This is a genomic window from Promicromonospora sp. NPDC023805 (assembly GCF_040639635.1).
Taxonomy (GTDB): Bacteria; Actinomycetota; Actinomycetes; order Actinomycetales; family Cellulomonadaceae; genus Promicromonospora.
The window spans coordinates 1-19,859 of sequence record NZ_JBFAAH010000008.1 but is presented as its reverse complement, the minus strand read 5'-3'; the positions used below and the strand labels follow the sequence as shown (position 1 = coordinate 19,859).

Here is a 19,859-nt window from a genome sequence, read left to right as displayed (position 1 = left end):
GCGTGAGAATGCCACGCGCGCCGGGAGTTGTGCAGGGGAGAAAACTCTCCCCCTCGTGCCACGGGTGTTACGTATGGCTTTGTGTGATCCTGACGACTACCGGACTGTCATTTTTCGGAGGAAGAACCCATGTCAGAATCACCGAACATCGCTCTAGCACGCCGACTGTACGACTCGAATGCCGACCCGGCCGTGACAAAAGAAATCATGGCGCCCGATATCGTCTGGGACATCACCCCGGGCTTTCCCTTCGGCGGGGTCTATGACGGATACGACAGCATGATGAACGACTTCTTCGGTTCGCTGCTGCCGAACTTCGACTCCTTCGGCGCCAAGGCCGAGGAGTACTACGCGACCGACGACGACCACGTGGTGGTGCTGGGGCACTACCACGGTGTCACCACGGCGGGCGAGACCGCCGACGCGCGGTTCATCCACCTGTGGACCGTCCGGGACGCAAAGCTCGCGCGCCTGCAGCAGGCCGCAGACAGCTATGTCCTGCGGCACGCGCTGAACAGCTGAAGGAGAGAGCACGATGACGAAGAAGATCCTGTTTGTGATCACGGCGGCCACGCACTGGACGCTTGCCGACGGGACCAGGCAGCCGGCGGGCTTCTGGGCCGAGGAAGCGCTGGGCCCGTACGAGGTGTTCACCGACGCCGGGTACGAGATCGAGGTGGCCACCCCGGGCGGAGTCCCGCCGACGGCGGACCTGCTGAGCCTCACTCCCGAGTTCAACGGTGGCCCCGAGGGCGCCGAGCGGATGAAGGCCCTGCTGCGCGACGCGACCGAGCTGGCGCACCCCATGCCCATCGAGGACGTGCGCATCGATGACTACGCCGCGGTGTTCTACCCCGGTGGCTGGGGCCCGATGGAGGACCTGCCCGACGACAAGGCCTCGGGGCGGCTGCTGACCGACTGGCTGGCCTCGGGCAAGCCCCTGGCCCTGGTCTGCCACGGCCCCGCGGCGCTGCTGGCGACCGTCGACGCCGACGGGAAGTCCCCGTTCACCGGCTACGGTCTGACCGGCCTGAGCAATGCCGAGGAGCGCCTGAACGGCCTGGCCGACAGGGCCAAGTGGCTGCTGCAGGACCGGCTGATCAGCGACCTGGGCGTGGACTACCGCGAGGGCGCGCCGTTCGAACCCCACGTCGAGGTGGACCGCACGCTCTACACCGGGCAGAACCCGACGTCGGCGGTCCCGCTGGCCAGGGCGCTGACGAAGGCCCTGGGCTGACGCCTGTCCGCCCGGATGGCGTGGCGCCGGTGGGGGCTCGGCCGTGGACGGCCGAGCCCCACCGGTATGTCGGTACCGGTGGGGCGTCGTCGGCGTAAGAGCCCGGCGTCAGGGAAGCAGGAGCGCCTTGATCGCGCGCCGCTCGTGCATGGCCCGGTAACCCTCGGCGGCGTCCTCGAGGGGGAGCGTGAGGTCGAAGACCTTGCCGGGATCGATGGCGCGGTCCCAGACCAGCCGGATCAGCTCGGGCAGGAACCGGCGCACCGGGGCCGGCCCGCCGTGCAGGTGCACGCCGGAGAAGAACAGTGCCTGGCCGGGCAGCTCGACGCCGTGGGACACACCCACGTAGCCGACGTGCCCACCCGGACGTGCGGAGCGGATGGCCTGCATCATCGACTCCTGCGTGCCCACCGCTTCGACCACCGAGTGCGCGCCGTACCCGCCGGTGAGCTCCTTGATCACGGCGACGCCCTCGTCGCCACGCTCGGTGACGATGTCGGTGGCACCGAACTCGAGGGCGAGCTTCTGCCGGGACTCGTGGCGCGACATGGCGATGATCCGCTCGGCGCCCAGCTGCTTGGCGGCCAGGACCGCGAGCAGGCCGACCGCGCCGTCACCGACCACTGCCACGGTCTTGCCGGGGCCTGCCTCGGCGGCGACGGCGCCGAACCATCCGGTGCCGAGCACGTCGGAGGCCGCGAGCAGGGACGGGATCAGGTCGGCGTCGGGCTGCCCGGGGGTGGCGACCAGGGTGCCGTCGGCAAGCGGGACACGCAGGTACTCGGACTGGGCGCCGCCCGCGCCCGCGTACTCCACGTGCGCACACAGCGACTGGTAGCCGGCCAGGCAGGTCTCGCAGGTGTTGTCCGAGGCCATGAACGAGCCGATGACGAAGTCGCCGACCTTGACGTTCCGGACGTCCGAACCGATCTCCTCGACGACCCCGACGTACTCGTGCCCCATCGGCGTCGGCTCGCTGGTCGGGTCCTCCCCGCGGTACGGCCACAGGTCCGAGCCGCATACGCAGGCGGCGCTGACGCGGATGACCGCGTCCGTCGGTTTCACGACGACCGGCCTCGCGCGCTCGTCGACACGTACATCCTCGGGACCGTAGAGAACTACTCCACGCATGAGAGCCAACTCCTCTTGCTTCGATTGGTCTCATCATCTGCGCGCCTTGCGGGGCGTGGGAGGGAGAGTTTTCTCCTAGGTAGTACTCACCATGTCGGGTCAGGGTTCACCCGCAGTCCGTGACCACCGAACGTGGGCCCGTGGGTTGACGACCGGCAGGAATCGGATCGCTTGGATGGGAAGCATGAGCACAACCACTGCACTTGCAGCGGCTCCGCGGGCAGAGACGCGGCAGCGCTGGCACTTCATCGACTCGCTGCGCGGGTTCGCGGTCCTCGGGATCCTGCTGGTCAACGCGATCGACATCATCAGCCCCGGGAGGGACCGCATGCTGGCGGGCGGTGCGATCGTCCCGGACCCGGTCATGGACGCGCTGTACCTCACCGTCCAGACCCGCTTCGTGCCCATCTTCTGCTTCCTGTTCGGCATGAGCCTGTGGATAGTGCTCGACGGCGCCCGCGCCCGGACCCCACGCCCGGGCCTCGTGCTGGTCCGTCGGCTGCTCGGGCTCGCGGCGATCGGCGGGCTTCTGATGTTCGTGTACGACGGCAACGTGCTCGTGGACTACGCGGTCTTCGGCCTGCTGATGCTGCCGGTCGTCCGCTTCGCACCGCGCTGGGTGACCCTCGGGGCGGGCGTCGCGCTCACAGGCCTGGCATATGTCGGGCTCGGCGGAGGCCTTTTCGCGACCCCCGGTCTCATCCTGCTCGGCGCGGGTGCTGCGGCCTACGGTCTGCCCCGCGTCCTGGAGACCTCGCGCAAGACCGTCGCCATCGCGTTCACTGTTGCCGCGGTGCTGACCGTGCCTGCTCTGATCTGGCAGGTGACTACCGCTCCCGGCGACCCGCGGTTCTCGAACGCGGGCGGGATCGCGGGCCTGGTCATGGCCGGGCTGTACGTCACGGGCCTGGCGCTGCTGTGGCACACACCCGCGCGGCGGGCGATCGCCGCGGTGTTCGAGCCGCTGGGCCGGATGGCGCTGACCAACTATGTAGGGGCGGCGATCGTGATGGCTCTGGTCGCGCAGCTGTGGGACTTCGGGCAGATGACCAGCGTGACGCCCGTCGTCGTGATCTCCCTCGTGGTGATCGCCGTGCAGTCCGTGCTGAGCCGTCTCTGGCTCAAGCACTTCGTCTACGGCCCGGTCGAGTGGCTGTGGCGCAGCGTCACCTGGCTGCGACCCGCAGCATTCCGCCGCCTGTCCTGACTGCCGGTGGGCCGACGTCGCCGCACGGCCCGTCCCTCAGGACGAGCCGTGCGGCGACGCTCACTTCGGGTGGGTTCTGGTCGACGTCGTCACGCGACCAGGACCACCTTCCCGCCCGGGTGGCCGGTCGCGCTCAGCTCGTGGGCTTGCCCGGCGTCCGCGAGCGGGAAGTTCGCGGCGACGCGGACCTTGAGCCTGTGGTCCGCGACGAGCTGGGCGTAGCCGGCGAGCTGTGCCCCGAACCGCCGGCTGCTGCCAGAGAACACGATGCCCAGCTCGAAGGCCCGGAGGTCGGTGACCGTCACTATCCGGTCGGTGCCGCCGCGCAGCTCGATCGACACGTCCAGGGCGTCCTGCCCTGCGACGTCGAAGACCGCGTCGACGCCCTGCGGCGCGAGGGCCCGGACCCGGTCGGCGAGCCCGTCGCCGTAGGTGACCGGGATCGCACCCAGCGAGCGCAGGTAGTCGTGGTTGCGCGGTGACGCGGTGCCGATGACGGTGACGCCGCGGGCCACCGCGAGCTGGACGGCGAACGCGCCCACCACGCCGGCGGCGCCGTGCACCAGCAGCGTCTCTCCGGCGGTCACCTCGAGGGTCCCGAGCACGCGGTCGGCGGTCTCCAGGGCCACGGGCAGCGCCGCGGCGGTCTCCCAGCCGAGGCCTGCCGGCTTGAGTGCGAAGTCTTCGGCCAGGGCGTACTCGGCGTAGGAGCCCGTCACGGTCGGGGCCATCACCTCGTCGCCCACCGCGACGCCGCTGACGCCCTCCCCGACCTCGTCGACCACGCCGGCCGCCTCCATGCCGAGGATCGCCGGGAAGGACGCGGGTGCCATGTCCGGCATCCAGCCGTTGCGGATCTTGTAGTCCACCGGGTTGACGCCGGCGGCGGCGACTCTCAGCCGGATCTGTCCGGATCCGGCGTGCGGCTCCTCGACGTCCTCCAGTCGCAGCACTTCCGGACCGCCGTACTCGGCGTAAACGATCGCCTTCATCTTCACTCCCAGGGTTGGTGATGACTCCATCCTGGAGATGGACCGGCGCCGATCTGGCCGGCCGTTCGGCCAGTTCTCGCTGGTCGTTCGGCCAGGCCGGCAGAGGGGTCACCTGGTTATGCTCGGATTCATGGACCTGATGTCGGCAGTCGAGGTGATCCGGGCGCCGCTGAGCGAGACGCAGACGCGGCTGTCCGAGGTCTTCGCCGAGGCGATCCCGCACCGGACGCTCACCCAGCTGGCCGCCAACTGCCCGTTCGCGCCGTTCAAGACCTACGGTGAGTCGCCCGGCGCGCCCGGGTCGTCGGTCACGACCGCCGACCTCGCCGCCATCCGGCCGCTGATGCCGGCACGGGGCACATGGCAGGGCCGGGCCACGATGGCGGGCGTCGACGTGCCGGTGCTGGCCCTGACCAGCGACGCCACCGATCAGGGTGCGCTGCTGGTGCTCGTGCTGACCGAGGGCACCCCGGTGCCCGAGGAGGACCAGCAGCGCGCCCTGGCGATGTGGGACATGGTCACCGCCCACCGAGAAGGACTGCGGAACGAGGCAGCGCCCGAATGGCTCGCCGTGTCCCGTGCGGCCTCCGCGGCGCGCGCCGTCGCCATCTCCGACCTGGGCGACGCGCACCGGGCCGGGCTGACGGCGCTGCTCGGCGCCCTGCGCGACCGTTCGCTGAGCGACGGCGATGCCCGGACCCGCGCCGTCGACCTCGCCGTCACCGCGCTGGTCGAGCTGCGTTCCCGGGCCGAGCTGGACCACGCGATGGCCGAGGAGCGGGTCGGTGACGCGTTCGACCGGCTCGCCGAGTCGCTGAGCCGTGTGCTGCGCCCCCTCGGCGTCGTCCTGGAGCTTGGCACGCCCGGCGCGGAGGAAGGCGCGGACCGGGTGGTGGCCGCCGACGTCGCCGCCACTGCCCGTGCGGTGGTCCGGGCCGTCGTGCACGCGATGCTGGACGACCAGCGGCAGGTGCGGCGGATCCACGTCGGCTGGAAGATCGGAACGGCCGAGCTGAGCGCCACCGTGCGCGACGACGGCCCGGGCGCAATGTCCCGCGGCTCCCTCGACACACGCCGGGTCACCGAACGGCTGGGCCCGCTGGGCGGACGGCTGGAGGTGGATGCGGTGCCTGGCTGGGGTACGACGGTGACCGTCGAGATCCCGCTCGGACCGCCGGACACCCCGCGCGAGGACCCGTTGACCGCGCTGGGCGCGCGGGAGCTGGAGGTGCTGGGTCAGCTGGCCCGCGGCCGGCGCAACCGGGAGATCGCGCACGACCTGCACATCAGCGAGTCCACGGTGAAGTTCCACGTGGCGAACATCCTGGACAAGCTGGGCGTCGGCTCGCGCGGCGAAGCGGCCGCGCTGGCCCACGAGTGGGGCGCGACCGTAGCACGCGCCTGACCGGCGCTCCGCCGCGCGTGATCACTCCGTTTCGCGGACCGCGTCGATCACGCCGTCGAGAAGTCTCGTCAGCCGGGCCGCTTCGTCGCGGCGCGGGATGACCTCGACCTGTTAAGCCTTTTCCTGCGGCGTGGCGGCAAGGATGAGCAGCGGCCACGTCAAGGCCGCCATCTCGGCCGGCGTTCGCGGGCATCCGCGCTGGAGCCAGTCGGTGGCCACGCCGATGAGCGAACCAGCCACGAACGCGGCCGGTACATCGTGAGGGATGTCGCCGGGCGGCAGATTGTCCGGTGCTTCGCTGTCGGTGGCGTCGGCCAGGCGCACGGCGATGTGGACGGCCGCGGCGATCCGGCGGCGGATGTGGTCGATCACCCGAGCGCTGCCCTGCGGTCCCAACAGGCTGCGGTAGAGGCCGGCGTGCTCGGCGAGGTTGGTGAAGAAGTCCAGGAGCGATCCCTCCGGGCCCTCGGGAGTATCGATCAGACCGGGGTCGAGCACGGGGACAGACTCGATCAGGCTGTCGATCATGGACGTGCAGGCGGCCTCGGCCAGCTCGTGCACGTCCCGGTAGTGGTCGTAGAAGGTCGAACGGCTCACCCCGGCCGCTTCGACGACGTCGGAGACGCTGACCTGGCCCAGGTCCTTCTGCTCGACGAGCTGGATCAGCGCGCTGTGCAGCGTTGCGTGAGTGCGGCGCACGCGCCGGTCGGCCGTCGGCTTCTCTCGATTCGTGACCACGACCTCCACCTTACCTTGGCCGACATTTATAGGTTAGCCTGCATCTGTTGGTTAACCTACAGGTGTCCGGTAACCGTGCTGAGCGCCGCAACCGCTCGGCCGAGGGAGGAGTCGACATGAAGGTCGTCGTGGAGGAGCCAAGGTGCGTGGCAGCCGGGCAGTGCGTGCTGATCGCGCCGGAAGTATTCGACCAGCGTGACGAGGACGGCATAGTGATCCTGCTGGAGGAGTCGCCCGGCCCGGAGCTGCACGACGCCGTCCGCGAGTCGGCCGTCGCGTGCCCGGCCGCCGCCATCCACACGGTTGCGTCGTGAACCGGGTAGCGGTCATCGGCGGGTCGGCGGGCGGGCTGCTCGCGGCGGAAGCGCTACGCCGCGCCGGCTTTCAGGGCTCGATCGCCCTCGTCGGCGACGAACCGCACCTGCCGTACGACCGCCCTCCGCTGTCCAAGCAGATCCTGAACGGACAGTGGGACGCGGACAAGGTCACGCTGCGCTCACGGGCGGCGATCGACGCGCTGGGCCTGGACCTGCGCCTTGGCGTTGCCGCCACCGGACTGGACGCGGACGCGCACACGGTGCTGCTGGGTGACGGCACGGACCTGCACTACGAACGCCTGATCGTGGCGACCGGCGTGCGAGCCCGCCGTCTACCGGGTGCCGAGGGCCTGCAGGGGGTCCACACCCTGCGCACGCTGGATGACGCTCTGGCGTTGAAGGCACGCCTGGGACCGGGACGTCGACTGGTGATCGTGGGGGCCGGATTCGTCGGGGCGGAGGTCGCCGCAGTGGCCCGCGGGCTCGGAGCGGAAGTGACCATCCTGGAAGCGGGCCCGGTCCCGATGGCAGCGGCGATCGGTGAGCACGCCGGGCGGTTCCTGGCCGCGAAGCACCAGGAACACGGTGTCCATATCCGCACCGGGGTCGTGGTCACCGAGGTGCTCGGTGTCGACGGCGCAGTGGGCGGCGTCGTCCTGGCGGACGGAGAAGTGGTCCCCGCCGACGATCTCCTCATCGCCATCGGCTCGACACCCAACACCGAATGGCTCGCCGACAGCGGGCTGGACACCACCAACGGGCTCGGGTGCGACCAGTACTGCGCCGCCGCACCCGACGTGTACGGCGTCGGAGACGTCGCCTCCTGGCACAACCCGCTGTTCGACCTGGCTATGCGGGTCGAGCACCGGACCAACGCCGCGGAGCAGGCCCTGAACGTCGCCGGCAATCTGCTCGCCCTTGGCGCGCGGAGGCCCTATGCGCCAGTGCCCTACATCTGGTCCGACCAGTACGACCTGAAGATCCAGACGTTCGGATACCTGCGCGACCACGACGAAGACCTCGTCCTGGAAAGCGACAGCTCGCTCGCCCGGTTGGTGGTGGCCTATCGCAGAGGGGACCGGCTCACCGGAGTGCTCGCCATGGGCAAGTCGCCAAAGGTCCTGCGTGCCTGGCGGGCGCTGATCGCGTCCGGCGCGGCATGGGAGACCGCCATCTCGGAAACAGCATCTGTCTGACCACCGCAAGCACATGTCCAACCAGCATGAGGAGAGATGACCATGAGCAGCACGACGCACGTCAACAGCACGGAGCTTCCCGCGTTCCCCGGCACACGGCTGGCACGTTGCCCCCTCGACCCACCACCCGAGTACTCGGACTGGCGCCAGGCGCAGGGCCTGACGCGGGCGCTGTGGCGCGGCAAAGAGGTCTGGGTGGTGAGCCGGTACGCCGATATCCGGCAGGCGCTGTCCGACCCGCGGATCAGCGCGGACGACCGCACGCCCGGCTTCCCCATGCAGGCCCCGCCCACGTCGGGGATCCCCCAGGCGTTCGCCCGGATGGACGACCCGGAGCATGCCCGCCTGCGTCGCATGCTCACCGGCGAGTTCACGGTCAAGCAGGTGCGTAACCAGCGGCCGCACGTCGAGGAGCTCGTCGACCACTTCCTGGAGAAGATGGTGCGCGAGGGGCAGCCTGCCGATCTGGTGGATGCCTTCGCTCTGCCGATCCCTTCGATGGTGATCTCTCAGCTGCTGGGTGTGCCCTACGCCGAGCACGAGTTCTTCCAGCAGCACAGCGCCACCCTCATGAGCCCGAGCACGGCCGAGGCCCAGGAGGCGGCCTCCGCGGCACTGTTCGGCTACCTGTACGAGCTCGTCGCACGCAAGGAGCAGGCACCGGCGGACGACCTGATCAGCCGGCAGCTCCAGCGCGTCGCCACGGGCGAGATCAGTCGCGAGACGGTAGTCGTGAACGCCCTCTCGCTCCTGATCGCCGGCCACGAGACCACTGCCAACATGATCTCGCTCAGCACCCTCGCCCTGCTGCAGAACCCCGAGCTGGCAACCCGGCTGCGGGACACCGACGACGCCGCCTTGATCGCGAACATCGTCGAGGAGCTGTTGCGCTACCTGACGATCCCGCAGGACGCCGTCTTCCGCGCCGCCACCGAAGACCTCACCCTCGGTGGCCAGCCCATCAAGGCAGGCGACGCCCTGATCATGAACCTGCCCTCGGCGAACCGGGACGAGGCATTCACCGCCGATCCCGACCTCGTCGACGGCGACCGCAACCTCAGCGGCCACCTCGCGTTCGGCTACGGCACCCACCAGTGCATCGGGCAGAACCTGGCACGCGTCGAACTGCAGATCGCACTGCCCGCACTGCTGCGCAGGCTGCCGAACCTCCGACTGGCGGTTCCGCCGGAGGAGCTCGAGTTCCGCAACGGCACGATCACCTACGGGCTCCACCGACTGCCGGTCGCCTGGTAGCGCACACCCGTTGGAGAGCTATCTCCCCTTCTTTGCTCGCGGCCTGCTTCGTGGGCTCCGTGTTGTCAGTGCTGCATCCGCCACGCGAACGCTAGGTCGTGGGCACTACCGTCCGGGTGCGGCGTCCTCGCAGTGTGCGATGCGCCAGAGGGCGACGGCGACGGCGGCGCGCTGGCGTCCGCCGGGCCGCGTGAGCCCGATGTCGATCCGGTTCTCGACCCACGCGAGGCGTTCCTGAAGTGTGGAGTGGTGCACGTGCAGGCTGTTCGCGGCCTGCCGGAGGCTGGTCTGGTCGAGCGCGGCCTGGAGGGTGTCGACCACCCAGGGGTGGGTGGCCAGCGCCTCGTCCAGGCTCTGGACGTCGGGGACGGCAGCGGCGTCCTGCGGTGTGAAGCGTTCAGCGAGCGCCGCACACGCGCCGAGGTCCTCGTAACCCAGCAGGGAGGGACCCGGTCCGTCGAGGCGGTCGGTCAGCCGGAACGCGGCGGCGGCCCGGTCCAGGGTGGCCGGCAGCTCCGCGAGATCCTTCGCGACGGCGGTGCCCGCGCGCAGGCCGAAGGGAAGAGCCGGAGCTTCGGCGGCGAGTGCGACCGTGTACCGGCCCATCGTCGTCGCGTGCGGCACCGGTAGTCCGGGAGAGGTGCTGACGACGACGGTCACGGGCGCGGAGAGGCCGAGCGCCTGCGCGGCGCTCCGCCGGTCGCTCTCCGTGGTGTCGGGATCGCAGGCGACCCGGGCAAGGGAGTCGGGGGTGCGGGAGATGGACCGGTGGAGCGCTTGGACCGTGCGGGCGGCACGCTCCAGGATGAGCGAGTCGAGCGAGCCGGCCTGCTGCGTTCCGGGTCGTTCGATCCAGACCCAGGTGCCGATGCGGCCCGGCACCGAGAGCCGCGCCGACGCGGCCTGCTCGGTACCGGGCAGCTGCTTGCCCTCGGGGTCGAAGCGTCGGACGTCACCCCGTTCGCCGTCGTGCAGGCCGGCGGGGCAGCCCGCAAGTGCCGCCGTCGCGCGGACCACCGCCGTGATGGTGGCTCGTTCCTCGACGAGGTGGTCAAAATGGTCGATGACGCGCAGGGCGGCGGCCGCGGGGTCGTCGCTGGACTCCATCGCCCCGATGAGCTCACGCACGCGAACCTCCGACGACGCCAGGCCAGGATCCCTGCCAGGTAGTGAAGGCTATCTCCCGTCAGGCTTCGAGCGCTCGCCGGATGAACTCGTCCCGGGTCGCGATGGAGGCCTGAGAGACGGCCGCATGGGTCGCCATGTCGGAGCCGTGGAACGCACCGCCCCACATGTGCAGGTCGACGCTGACTCCCGCCTGGGAGAGCCGGGTCGCGTAGTCGACGGCCTCGTCACGGAACACCTCTACCGAGCCGGTGTCGATGTAGGTGCGCGGCAGGCCGGCGAGGTCCTGGGCGCGGGCCGGTGCGGCGTACTGCGACACGTCCGGGCCGCCACGCCGCTCCCCGAGCAGGCTGGTCCAGCCGAACAGGTTGGCGTTACGGTCCCAGACCCCCTCGCCGTCGAGCATCTGGCTGCTGTGCGTCACGAAGCGGTCGTCGAGCATCGGGCAGAGGAGCACCTGGTGGCTCAGCGCCGGGAACCCCCGGTCGCGGGCCAGGAGCGCCGTCCCCGCGGCGAGGCCACCACCGGCACTGCCGCCGAGGACGATCAGCCGGTCCGGGTCGATACCGAGCTCGACCGCGTGCTTTGCCGTCCATGCCAGCCCGGCGTAGCAGTCCTCGACGGGCGCGGGGTCGGGGTGCTCCGGCGCGAGGCGGTACTCGACCGACACCGCTACAGCGTTCCCCTCGGCGACGTACGGCAGGAGCAGCTCCATCCCGGTCCGCCGGCTACCGCTGATCATGCCGCCGCCGTGGATGTTGAAGATGCCGGCTACGGGGGCGCGGTCGCCGACCGGGCGGAGGATCAGCAGCGTGACCTCCGGTGCTCCGTCGGGACCAGGGACCTGGCGCTCCTCGACGTGGACACGACCGTCCGCCGTCAGGTCTGTCGGCACGGTTCCCGGGATCGTGCCTCCCGAGACAAGAGCCCTGAGTGCCGGCAGCGTCTCGATCGTCGGCGCTTCCCCGACGCCCCGCAGCATCGCCTCCGCGGGAACGAGCTCGGGGTCGAACGGCGGGCGGGTCGTCACAGCACCGAACACATCGGTCGACGTCTCATCGGGCATCTGGTCGGGCATGGTGCACTCCTTGGGGTGAGCAGGTTGATCCTGCACCTCATCCTCGATCCTCCTCGCCCGACCCGGCACCCGCAGATGGCGGGAGATCGGACCACTGGACCCGCCAGGTGGCTGTCAGGAGCAGATCAGATCTGGCGGTCGGCTTCATCGAAGCTTCATGCACTGAGTGGTGCGTGCTTTATGAGGCGGCTGTTGCCTGGCACTCAGGCACATGCTCCCCACACAGATTGAAGCGAGGAACTGAAGATGAGTCTGCGACGGAACATCTCGCGTCGAACACTGCTCGGAACTACCTCGGTCGCGGCGCTTGCCGCGGCGGTAGCCCCGGTGCCAGGTGCTGCGGCCAGCTCAGGGGCAGCACAGTCCGGCGCCGGGCTGCCGAAGGACAACTGGCGTATCGACACCCACGCGCACTACTCGCCCGACGTGTACAACGACTACCTGCAGCGCTACGGCCTCCTCGGCGCTATCACCGGGGCGTACGGTCCGTGGTCGGTCGATCGGCACCTGGCCTTCATGGACCAGTACCGGATCCAGGCCAGCGTCCTGTCGTTCGGCGACCTCCAGGTCACCGTCGGCCCGGTCGCCGACCGGCGCACCACCGCCCGCGCGGTCAACGACTACGCCTACGACCTGGTGCAGACCCGTGGTGACCGGTTCGGAGCCTTCGCGGTCACCCCGATGCCCGACATCGAGGGCTCGGTCGCCGAGGTGAACCGCGCGCTCGGCGACCTGGATCTCGACGGTGTCTGCCTGCTCACCAACTATGGAGGTACCTACCTGGGTGATCCTTCGCTCGCGCCGCTGTACGAGGTCCTCAACGAGCATGGTGCCTACGTCTACGTCCACCCGACCGGCCCTGAGGTCAACCCGGCCCCGAAGCTCTTCTTCGGCCCTGACATCCCGGCCGGGAACAACGTCTTCGAGTACACGTTCGACGCCACCCGTTCGATGACGAGCCTGATCTACAACGGTGTCCTTCGGGACTACCCGAACATCCGCTGGCACTTCACGCACTGCGGCGGGGCGCTGCCGTTCCTGGCCTATCGGCTCGCGACCCGGCACTCGGCCTTCCCGCCGTTCAACGAGGTGCTGCCGGAAGGCCCTCTCACGTACCTCTCGCGGATGTACTTCGACGACGCACAGGCATTCACCGCCGCGCAGCTGCAGCCGCTGTCGTCACTGGTGCCCGCCGACCACATCATGTTCGGCAGCGACTGGCCTGCGACCCGCCATCTCTATGCGGCCGACAACGTCGAGACGATGCCCTTCCTCGAGGGACAGCTGCCGCTCCTGCGGACAGGCGACCCCGAACCGACCGTCGACAAGATCTACAGCCGGCGCCAGCGGATCGCGCTCGAGCGGACGAACGCCCTTGCCCAGTTCCCGAAGCTGCGGCGGCGAATCGACCGTGCCGGCTCGCGCTGAGGCGCCCTGTGCACGGTCATGGCCGGACGGATGAGGATGGCCCGCCCGCAGATCGGCGGCGGCCACGACGTACCTCGTAGACTGGCCGCAGTCGAGGCCCGCTGCTCCCGCCGGTCGACCCCGCGGTCATGACGGCCCTCACCAGCTCAGTGACCGAAAGTGAGCACGATGGGTACGCAGTGCGTTCTGGTCGTCGACGACGAGCCCAAGATTCGCATGACCGTGCGCGGCTACCTGGAGGCGGACGGGTTCGACGTCGTCGAAGCCGCGGACGGACCGTCCGCACTCCGGGCGGTCGCCGAGGGCCGACCGGACCTGGTGGTGCTCGACGTGATGCTTCCCGGGCTGGACGGATTCCAGGTCCTGCGCCGTATCCGCGAGGCGAGCCAGGTTCCGGTCATCATGCTCACCGCCCGGGACGAGGAGGTCGACCGGCTGATCGGCTTCACCACCGGCAGCGATGACTACGTCACCAAGCCGTTCAGCCCCCGTGAGCTGGCGCTACGGGTGCGCGCCATCCTGCGGCGCGCGGAACCGGCCCAGGAGGACGGCGTCCTGCGCTTCGAAGGGCTGGCTGTAGATCCCGCGACGCGGACCGTGCTGGTCGATGCCGACCGGACAGTGGAGCTGTCGGCTCTCGACTTCGATCTGCTGTTCGCGATGGCCCGGGCGCCGGGGCGGGTCTTCACCCGGCGCGGACTGCTGGCCCAGGTGTGGGGCGAGGACTTCTTCGGTGACGAGCGCGTCGTGGACGTGCACATCCGCACTCTGCGGCGCGCGCTCGGCGACGACGTGAGCGCAGCGCGGTTCGTAGGAACCGTCCGCACCATCGGCTACCGGTTCGTCGGGTCTCCCGCCTAGCGGCAAGGAAGGACACTCGCCCATGCCGCCGTCCGATCACAGGTACCGTGCGCGGCTGCGCCGGTTCCAGCAGCGTCTGTCGCTGCGCAACCGGTTGGTGCTCTCGCACGTCATGGTGCTCCTGCTGGCACTGCTGTCCATGGCGGTGACGAGCGCGCTGATCGAGGAGTGGCTCGGGCTCGGCGACATCGAGGGCGACGTGGTCCTGCAGGTCGGCCTCTGGCTCGGACTGGCCGCGGCCGTCCCGGTGTCCATAGCCCTGTCGCGGTTTCTGCTGCGCCCGCTCGACAGGGTGCGTACCGCCACACGTCGGCTCGCCGAGGGACACTACGACGACGTCCTCGAGCTCCCCGGCGAGCCGGGCCTGGCAGCGCTGGTCGACAACGTCAACATGCTGTCAGCAGCCCTCGCCGACACCGAACGCCGCCGCGCCCGCCTGATCTCCGAGGTGGCCCACGAGATGCGGACCCCCATCACCATCCTGCGCGGCCAGATCGAGGGCATGGCCGACGGCGTCTTCCTCCCCGACGAGGCGATGTTCGCGTCGCTCGCCGACGACCTGGACCGGTTGCAGCGCCTGACGGGCGACCTCTCCAGCCTGTCCCGGGCGGAGGAAGGCGCCTTCGACCTTCACCGCGAGCTCACCGACGTGACCATGGTGGCAAGGAAGACCGCCGAGCGGTTGCGCCCCCAGTACGACGACCAGCTGGTGAACCTCGTCGTCGACCCGGGCCTCTCTGCCCTCGCTCTCTGCGACCCGGACCGGATCACCCAGGTCCTGGTGAACCTGCTCGGGAACGCACTGGCCGCCTGCGATCCGCACGGGCGCGTGGCGCTGTCCGTGCACACCGAGTCGCGCCCCGGGAACCACTTGATCGTCCGGGTCACGGACGACGGCGTCGGCATTGCCGAACACGACCTCGAACGCATCTTCCACCGCTTCGAACGCCTCGAGCATCCCGGCAGGCCCGCTGCCGCCGGCGGCAGCGGCATTGGCCTGGCCATCGCCCGCGGCATCGCCCGGGCCCATGGTGGAGACATCACCGCGGAATCCGCCGGGCCCGGCAAGGGAGCAACGTTCACCATGCGCCTACCGCAGGAGCCCGCCCCAGGAGGCGCCGTACGTCCGGTCTCCCGCTGACTCCAACGTCCGAACGGCCCGGGAGTCCTTGGCCCACGTTCGGTGGTCACGAACTACGGGGAACGCGGATCGAGGCGTTGCCGCGGGTACGAAGGGGGCACGCTCATGCGGGCCCGGGCGAGGTGGGTGTGGTCTGCGCCAAGGCACCCACGACGAGGTCCTGCACGGGGCCGATCAGGTCGTCCGGTCGAAGCTGGCCACGCGTCATCCGGTCGGCGGCGGTACGCATGATGCCGCTGAGCAGCCAGGCGGTCAGGGGGACGTCGTCCACGGCGCGGAACTCGCCGCTGCGGATACCGTCGCGGATGACCTTGTCCATGGCGTCCGGGACGGCCCCGAAAGGGCCTTCCCGGACGTCCACGGCGTCGAGCGGACCGGTCGCTGCCGCTGCCGGCTGCAGGATCAGGCGGAAAGTGCTGCTGGTGAAGGCGTGCAGCAGCTCGCTGATGATCTGCCGGGTTCGTTCGGCAGCGGGTTCCGGCGCGTCGGCGATCGCGGTGACCTTGGCCAGGACGGGCCGGCTGGTTCGTTCGGCGATCGCCAGTACGAGGGAGGTCTTGTCGCTGGCGTAGTTGTACAGGGTGTTGCGCGCCAGGCCGGCGCGCGCGGCGATGTGGCCGAGGTTGATGCTCTCGTAGTCCCGCTCGGTCAGCAGCTCGCCCAGGGCGTCGGTGACGGCCTGCCAGACGAGCTCGTGGTGCGCCTCCACGCTCGGGGCCTTGATCCGTGGCATGGCCCCAGTATCACCGCCCGCCCGGCGCGCTCCCGACGTTCTCACCGGTCGTCACCTCGCGTGTTGCCGGCGCTCCCGGCGGGGTGCTCGAGGAGGTGGTGCTCGGGCCGGCGCCGGGCAGGCGTGACTTCAGGTAGTTGACCGCGGCCAGGGTGCGCAGGGCGGTGTTGCGCAGGGCCTCGCTGATGCGCCCGGTCGGGACGAAGAGGTGCTGCACGAGCCGAGCCCGCTTCTGGTGCGTGGTGATCAGTGGCCGCAGCTGCGCCTCCCAGGCTGTCAGGGCCGCGTTCAGGTCTTCCGGGTGGTCCTTCAGCGCCTGGCCGAGCGCCGCCCCGCCCCGCAGCCCTGCCGACGACCCCATGCCGGAGTACAGGTTCAGGCACCATGCGGAGTCGCCCACCAGTACGACGTGCCCGCGGTGCCAGGTGGGCATCTTGACCTGGTGCACCGAGTCGAAGAGGTAGTTCGGCGCGGTCCGGAGCGTCTGGAGGCCGTGCGTGACGGCGGGGTGGTCCAGGCCGTCGAACGCGGCCTCCAGCGTCTCCAGCGGGGGGCGTACGAACTGGGCGTCCTCGTCGTCGGTGCGGTAGGTGAACAGCATGGTCGGGGTGTGGTCGCTGAATCCGAACGTCCAGGCAGCACGCCCGGCCCGGGCCACGATGACGCCGTCCTGCGGGCCGTAACCAGGCACCTGCTCGTCCAGCTCGAACGCGCAGATGATCGCGTTCCACGACTCCATGAACTCCTGGTGCGGACCGAAGACCATGGCGCGCACGCTCGAACGCAGCCCGTCGGCGCCCACGACCAGGTCGAAGGTCTCCCTGCGACGCTCTCCGGTGGCGTCCTCCAGCACGACGTCCGCCGCCTCGGCCTGGTCGATGATCTCCACCGGGCGAGTGCCGAACCGCACCTCGACGGGTTCGAGCTCGGCGTCCTCCCGGAGCGAGTGCCACAGCGCTGCCTCGATGTCACCGCGCAGGACGGCGGCCGGCTCGCCCGGCTGGTCGAGGAATCCGGGCCACTCGTGGTGCCGGCCGCGCCGGTCGATCGACCACTCGGTGCCGGACACAGGGTTGCGGGTGTGCAGGTGCTCCTGCACACCCAGGTCCTTTGCGGCCTGCTTGCCCTCGGGGAACAGCCCGACGAAGTACCCGCCGGTCCGGCGCTCGGGTGAACGCTCCACGAGCACCGGCGTCCAGCCTGCCTCGCGCAGCCCGACCGCTGCGGACATCCCCGCGATCCCGAGGCCCACGACCAGTGCCCGTCTGTTCGTCCTCTGCTCCATGCGTTCGTCCCCTTCGCATTGCCGCGACACTCTGTCGTAAAAACACATTACGACGGAGTGTCGCAAAAAGGAAGCAGGCTGGAGATGTGCCCTGCATCACATGCGGGGCGCCGGCCGGGTCGCACCGTCCCAGCCCCGGTAGAGGCGCTCGGAGTAGGCTCGCTCGGCCGCAGCACGCACCTGCTCGAAGGAGAGAACGGAATGCACCTGGCCGCAGCAGCCGCAGGCGTCTCACGCAGCCGGTTCCAGGCGTGGACCGCACCGCTCGCGCCGTCCGAGGCGATCACCGGCACCGGCGGGCGACTGGTCCCAGGGCCGACGCACCTCAGCAGGGCCGGCCGTCCGGTGATCCCCGTCTCCGGTGAGCTCCACTTCTCCCGCGTGCCCCGCTCCGACTGGGACGCCAGGCTCCGGCTCATGCGCGCCGGTGGCGTGACGGCGGTCTCGACCTACGTCATCTGGATCCATCACGAGGCCGAGCGGGGCAAGGCGTCGTTCGACGGCGGTCTCGACGTCGCCGCGTTCATCGACACGGCGGAGGCCGCGGGGCTGGACGTCGTCCTGCGCATCGGGCCCTGGGCCCACGGCGAGGTCCGCAACGGCGGCCTGCCCGACTGGGTGCAGGAGCTCGACGTCCGGCATCGCAGCGACGATCCCGGCTATCTCGACGTCGTCCGGGGATGGTTCGGCGCACTCGGCGCTCACCTGGCGGGTCGCGTCCGACCGGGCGGGCCCGTCGCCGCGGTGCAGATCGAGAACGAGCTCTACGACCAGCCCGGGCACCTCAGGACCCTGATCGGTCTGGCCCGCGAAGCCGGGATCGAGGCGTCGATCTGGACGGCGACCGCCTGGGGCGGCGCCGAGCTGCCGAACGAGGTGATCCCGCTGTACGGCGGGTACGGCGACGGGTTCTGGGTGCCGTCCGACCACCCGTGGGACGCCAGCTTCCGGGCGCACTACTTCTTCGGCCACGTCTGGGACGACCCCGGCATCGGCTCCGACCAGCGGGAGGACGCCGGTGCGCCGACGCCGACGCCGGCGTCCGAGCACCGCGGCCCCGCGGCGACCTGCGAGCTCGGGGGCGGCATGGCGACGTCCTACCACCGGCGGCCCGTGCTCCAGCCCGCGGACATCGCGGCGATCGCCCACACCAAGATCGGCAACGGCTCGGTCTGGCAGGGCTACTACCTGTACGCCGGCGGCAGCAACGTCTGGCGCGGCCCGGACCTGCAGGAATCTCTCGCTACCGGGTACCCCAACGACCTCCCGGTGTTCGACTACGACTTCCACGCGCCGATCGGTGCCGCGGGTTCGAGGTCGCCGTCGTTCGACCTGCTGCGTGACCAGCACGCGTTCCTCGCCGCCTTCGGTGACCGCGTCGCGACGATGTCCGCGTCGATGCCGGAGACCCAGCCCGCGGACCTGGACGACGCGGGCACGCTGCGGTGGGCGCTGCGCAGCGATGGCACCAGCGGTTTCGTCGTGATCGGGCAGCACCAGCCGTACATCGAGATGCGGGACGCCGAGCCGACCCGGTTCGCCGTCGAGCTCACCGACCGGGTCGTCGAGCTCCCCACCGCGCCGGTGGCGATCCCCGCGGGCACGATGGCGCGCTGGCCCGTGGGCCTGCGCCTCGCCGGCGCGCCCGAGATCGAGTGGGCGACCGCGTCGGCGGTCACTATCCTCGACGACGATGCCGACCGGGTGACCCTCGTGCTCCGCGCGGAACGAGGCATCGACCCAGCGCTCGCGTTCGCCGATCCGGCCGTGGACGTCGTCGCACGGACGGGAGCGGTCGCTCTCGCCGATGGCGCCTGGGCGGTCACCGTGGACGACAGCGCGCTGCTGGAGGTCCGCACCACCGGGACGGCGCTCGACGTCCTCGTCCTCGGACCGGACCGGGCGGCCCGGACCTGGGTGCTCGACCGCGGCGGTCGCCGCACGCTGCTGGTCGCGGACGACGATCTCTGGACCGCTGCGGATGGCTCGCTCGCCGCGCGGACGACCGGCACGACGGCGGGTGTGGTCGAGCGCTGGGAACCGGCGTCGGGCCAGTTCGTGCGGCTCGCCGGCCCGGACGCCGAGCCGCGTTCGGGCGGGTGCGCCATCGTCGCGGAACGTCCGTCCGGCGAGGTGCCAGCGGGCTACGGCGGCACGAGCACGCGCGGCGCCGCCCCGAGCCACGACCTCGTGCGCCGGACGGGCGCCGTCTGGACCGTCGAGCTGCCCTCGTGGACCGCGGAACCGGGCGTCGACGCCGTCATCGACCTGGAGTGGGCGGGTGACGTGGCGCTGCTGGAGGTCGACGGCACGGTCGTCGCCGACAGGTTCTGGGACGGCACACCGTGGCGGCTCGACCTCGGGACGCTCGGCGCGCTGCCGGCCGAGCTGCGCCTCGTCGTGCTCCCGCTGCATCCGGACAACCCCGTCTGGTTGCCGTCGGCGGCCGAGGCGAGACGGCGCGAGACCGACGGGCAGCTCGCGGCGCTCGACTCGATCAGCGTCACCGAACGCATCACCTGGACGGCCGCACGCGACTAGCGCCGGATCTCCGCAGCTCGTCTTGTCAGTTGTGGTGCCGCAAGATCGGTCAGATGCACGCGGCCTGAACTGAGTTCGGTCGGTTGCTTCGAGATCGGTCGTTTAATGGACCGATCTCGAAGTACTGCCCGCTGCCCCAGTAGTTGGTGATGGTGTTGGTCATCGACACCGCCCTGCCGTCGGCGTCGAC

At 70.4% G+C, this 19,859-nt stretch carries 18 protein-coding genes; 11 read left to right on the top strand and 7 right to left on the bottom strand.

Annotation, left to right across the window (positions count from 1 at the left end):
• The first annotated feature begins 129 nt into the window (after positions 1 to 129).
• Together AB0F70_RS10180 and AB0F70_RS10175 are read left to right on the top strand one after the other, a co-directional pair.
• Positions 130 to 522 carry a nuclear transport factor 2 family protein gene (locus AB0F70_RS10180; protein WP_357447106.1) on the top strand — a complete coding sequence of 131 codons (393 nt, stop codon included), beginning with the start codon at positions 130 to 132 and terminating at the stop codon, positions 520 to 522.
• A 13-nt stretch (positions 523 to 535) separates the two neighbouring features.
• Positions 536 to 1,237, top strand: a complete 702-nt coding sequence (locus tag AB0F70_RS10175) for a type 1 glutamine amidotransferase domain-containing protein (RefSeq protein ID WP_357447103.1) — start codon at positions 536 to 538, stop codon at positions 1,235 to 1,237.
• Between the two features lie 108 nt (positions 1,238 to 1,345).
• Here the strand turns inward: AB0F70_RS10175 and AB0F70_RS10170 are convergent, their stop codons facing one another.
• Positions 1,346 to 2,368 carry a zinc-dependent alcohol dehydrogenase family protein gene (locus AB0F70_RS10170; protein WP_357447100.1) on the bottom strand — a complete coding sequence of 341 codons (1,023 nt, stop codon included), beginning with the start codon at positions 2,366 to 2,368 and terminating at the stop codon, positions 1,346 to 1,348.
• Between the two features lie 184 nt (positions 2,369 to 2,552).
• Here AB0F70_RS10170 and AB0F70_RS10165 point away from each other — a divergent pair, with 184 nt between their 5' ends.
• The gene (locus tag AB0F70_RS10165) at positions 2,553 to 3,575 is read left to right on the top strand and encodes a DUF418 domain-containing protein (RefSeq protein ID WP_357447097.1); all 1,023 of its coding nucleotides are present in this window, start codon (positions 2,553 to 2,555) and stop codon (positions 3,573 to 3,575) included.
• An 89-nt stretch (positions 3,576 to 3,664) separates the two neighbouring features.
• Here AB0F70_RS10165 and AB0F70_RS10160 read toward each other — a convergent pair whose 3' ends face one another.
• On the bottom strand, positions 3,665 to 4,567 hold the full coding sequence (locus tag AB0F70_RS10160; protein WP_357447094.1) for an NADP-dependent oxidoreductase: 903 nt from the start codon (positions 4,565 to 4,567) through the stop codon (positions 3,665 to 3,667).
• Between the two features lie 130 nt (positions 4,568 to 4,697).
• On the opposite strand from AB0F70_RS10160, the gene AB0F70_RS10155 reads away from it, so the two are divergent.
• Entirely contained in the window at positions 4,698 to 5,972 is a 1,275-nt protein-coding gene (locus AB0F70_RS10155) for a LuxR C-terminal-related transcriptional regulator (protein WP_357447091.1), read from the top strand.
• A 111-nt stretch (positions 5,973 to 6,083) separates the two neighbouring features.
• Here AB0F70_RS10155 and AB0F70_RS10150 read toward each other — a convergent pair whose 3' ends face one another.
• Entirely contained in the window at positions 6,084 to 6,719 is a 636-nt protein-coding gene (locus tag AB0F70_RS10150) for a TetR/AcrR family transcriptional regulator (RefSeq protein ID WP_357447088.1), read from the bottom strand.
• 107 nt (positions 6,720 to 6,826) lie between these two features.
• Here AB0F70_RS10150 and AB0F70_RS10145 point away from each other — a divergent pair, with 107 nt between their 5' ends.
• From AB0F70_RS10145 to AB0F70_RS10135, 3 genes are read left to right on the top strand one after another with little or no spacing between them, the layout of a single operon-like run.
• Positions 6,827 to 7,024, top strand: a complete 198-nt coding sequence (locus tag AB0F70_RS10145; RefSeq protein ID WP_357447085.1) for a ferredoxin — start codon at positions 6,827 to 6,829, stop codon at positions 7,022 to 7,024.
• Positions 7,021 to 8,223, top strand: coding sequence for an FAD-dependent oxidoreductase (locus AB0F70_RS10140; RefSeq protein WP_357447082.1), 1,203 nt, complete (start codon positions 7,021 to 7,023; stop codon positions 8,221 to 8,223). The genes AB0F70_RS10145 and AB0F70_RS10140 overlap by 4 nt, the downstream gene beginning before the upstream one ends.
• 42 nt (positions 8,224 to 8,265) lie before the next feature.
• Complete coding sequence (locus tag AB0F70_RS10135) at positions 8,266 to 9,477, top strand: cytochrome P450 (protein WP_357447079.1); 1,212 nt, start codon at positions 8,266 to 8,268, stop codon at positions 9,475 to 9,477.
• Between the two features lie 105 nt (positions 9,478 to 9,582).
• On the opposite strand, the gene AB0F70_RS10130 is transcribed toward AB0F70_RS10135, so the two are convergent.
• The gene (locus tag AB0F70_RS10130) at positions 9,583 to 10,605 is read right to left on the bottom strand and encodes a helix-turn-helix domain-containing protein (RefSeq protein ID WP_357447076.1); all 1,023 of its coding nucleotides are present in this window, start codon (positions 10,603 to 10,605) and stop codon (positions 9,583 to 9,585) included.
• Positions 10,606 to 10,663: 58 nt separating this feature from the next.
• The gene (locus AB0F70_RS10125; protein WP_357447073.1) at positions 10,664 to 11,680 is read right to left on the bottom strand and encodes an alpha/beta hydrolase; all 1,017 of its coding nucleotides are present in this window, start codon (positions 11,678 to 11,680) and stop codon (positions 10,664 to 10,666) included.
• A 246-nt stretch (positions 11,681 to 11,926) separates the two neighbouring features.
• Between AB0F70_RS10125 and AB0F70_RS10120 the strand changes: the two genes are divergently transcribed.
• The 3 genes from AB0F70_RS10120 (at position 11,927) to AB0F70_RS10110 (ending at position 15,110) form a co-directional block, all read left to right on the top strand.
• A complete protein-coding gene (locus AB0F70_RS10120; RefSeq protein ID WP_357447070.1) occupies positions 11,927 to 13,108 on the top strand; it encodes an amidohydrolase family protein in 1,182 nt (393 codons plus the stop codon).
• Between the two features lie 168 nt (positions 13,109 to 13,276).
• Positions 13,277 to 13,969, top strand: coding sequence for a response regulator transcription factor (locus AB0F70_RS10115; RefSeq protein WP_357447067.1), 693 nt, complete (start codon positions 13,277 to 13,279; stop codon positions 13,967 to 13,969).
• A gap of 22 nt (positions 13,970 to 13,991) precedes the next feature.
• Positions 13,992 to 15,110, top strand: coding sequence for a HAMP domain-containing sensor histidine kinase (locus AB0F70_RS10110; RefSeq protein ID WP_357447064.1), 1,119 nt, complete (start codon positions 13,992 to 13,994; stop codon positions 15,108 to 15,110).
• A 103-nt stretch (positions 15,111 to 15,213) separates the two neighbouring features.
• Here the strand turns inward: AB0F70_RS10110 and AB0F70_RS10105 are convergent, their stop codons facing one another.
• A complete protein-coding gene (locus tag AB0F70_RS10105; RefSeq protein WP_357447061.1) occupies positions 15,214 to 15,843 on the bottom strand; it encodes a TetR/AcrR family transcriptional regulator in 630 nt (209 codons plus the stop codon).
• Between the two features lie 10 nt (positions 15,844 to 15,853).
• Positions 15,854 to 17,128 (bottom strand): FAD-dependent monooxygenase, encoded by a 1,275-nt coding sequence (locus AB0F70_RS10100; protein WP_357447058.1) that lies wholly within the window; start codon positions 17,126 to 17,128, stop codon positions 15,854 to 15,856.
• A gap of 201 nt (positions 17,129 to 17,329) precedes the next feature.
• Between AB0F70_RS10100 and AB0F70_RS10095 the strand changes: the two genes are divergently transcribed.
• On the top strand, positions 17,330 to 19,669 hold the full coding sequence (locus AB0F70_RS10095; RefSeq protein WP_357447055.1) for a beta-galactosidase: 2,340 nt from the start codon (positions 17,330 to 17,332) through the stop codon (positions 19,667 to 19,669).
• The last annotated feature ends 190 nt before the right edge of the window (positions 19,670 to 19,859 follow it).

Excerpts from the sequence above, each read along its gene's own strand:
- AB0F70_RS10100 (WP_357447058.1), bottom strand. The coding sequence starts at position 17,128 with ATGGAGCAGAGGACGAACAGACGGGCACTGGTCGTGGGCCTCGGGATC.
- AB0F70_RS10175 (WP_357447103.1), top strand. The coding sequence starts at position 536 with ATGACGAAGAAGATCCTGTTTGTGATCACGGCGGCCACGCACTGGACG.
- AB0F70_RS10125 (WP_357447073.1), bottom strand. The coding sequence starts at position 11,680 with ATGCCCGACCAGATGCCCGATGAGACGTCGACCGATGTGTTCGGTGCT.
- AB0F70_RS10105 (WP_357447061.1), bottom strand. The coding sequence starts at position 15,843 with ATGCCACGGATCAAGGCCCCGAGCGTGGAGGCGCACCACGAGCTCGTC.
- AB0F70_RS10120 (WP_357447070.1), top strand. The coding sequence starts at position 11,927 with ATGAGTCTGCGACGGAACATCTCGCGTCGAACACTGCTCGGAACTACC.
- AB0F70_RS10115 (WP_357447067.1), top strand. The coding sequence starts at position 13,277 with ATGGGTACGCAGTGCGTTCTGGTCGTCGACGACGAGCCCAAGATTCGC.
- AB0F70_RS10110 (WP_357447064.1), top strand. The coding sequence starts at position 13,992 with ATGCCGCCGTCCGATCACAGGTACCGTGCGCGGCTGCGCCGGTTCCAG.
- AB0F70_RS10170 (WP_357447100.1), bottom strand. The coding sequence starts at position 2,368 with ATGCGTGGAGTAGTTCTCTACGGTCCCGAGGATGTACGTGTCGACGAG.
- AB0F70_RS10165 (WP_357447097.1), top strand. The coding sequence starts at position 2,553 with ATGAGCACAACCACTGCACTTGCAGCGGCTCCGCGGGCAGAGACGCGG.
- AB0F70_RS10095 (WP_357447055.1), top strand. The coding sequence starts at position 17,330 with ATGCACCTGGCCGCAGCAGCCGCAGGCGTCTCACGCAGCCGGTTCCAG.
- AB0F70_RS10145 (WP_357447085.1), top strand. The coding sequence starts at position 6,827 with ATGAAGGTCGTCGTGGAGGAGCCAAGGTGCGTGGCAGCCGGGCAGTGC.
- AB0F70_RS10160 (WP_357447094.1), bottom strand. The coding sequence starts at position 4,567 with ATGAAGGCGATCGTTTACGCCGAGTACGGCGGTCCGGAAGTGCTGCGA.
- AB0F70_RS10135 (WP_357447079.1), top strand. The coding sequence starts at position 8,266 with ATGAGCAGCACGACGCACGTCAACAGCACGGAGCTTCCCGCGTTCCCC.
- AB0F70_RS10155 (WP_357447091.1), top strand. The coding sequence starts at position 4,698 with ATGGACCTGATGTCGGCAGTCGAGGTGATCCGGGCGCCGCTGAGCGAG.
- AB0F70_RS10180 (WP_357447106.1), top strand. The coding sequence starts at position 130 with ATGTCAGAATCACCGAACATCGCTCTAGCACGCCGACTGTACGACTCG.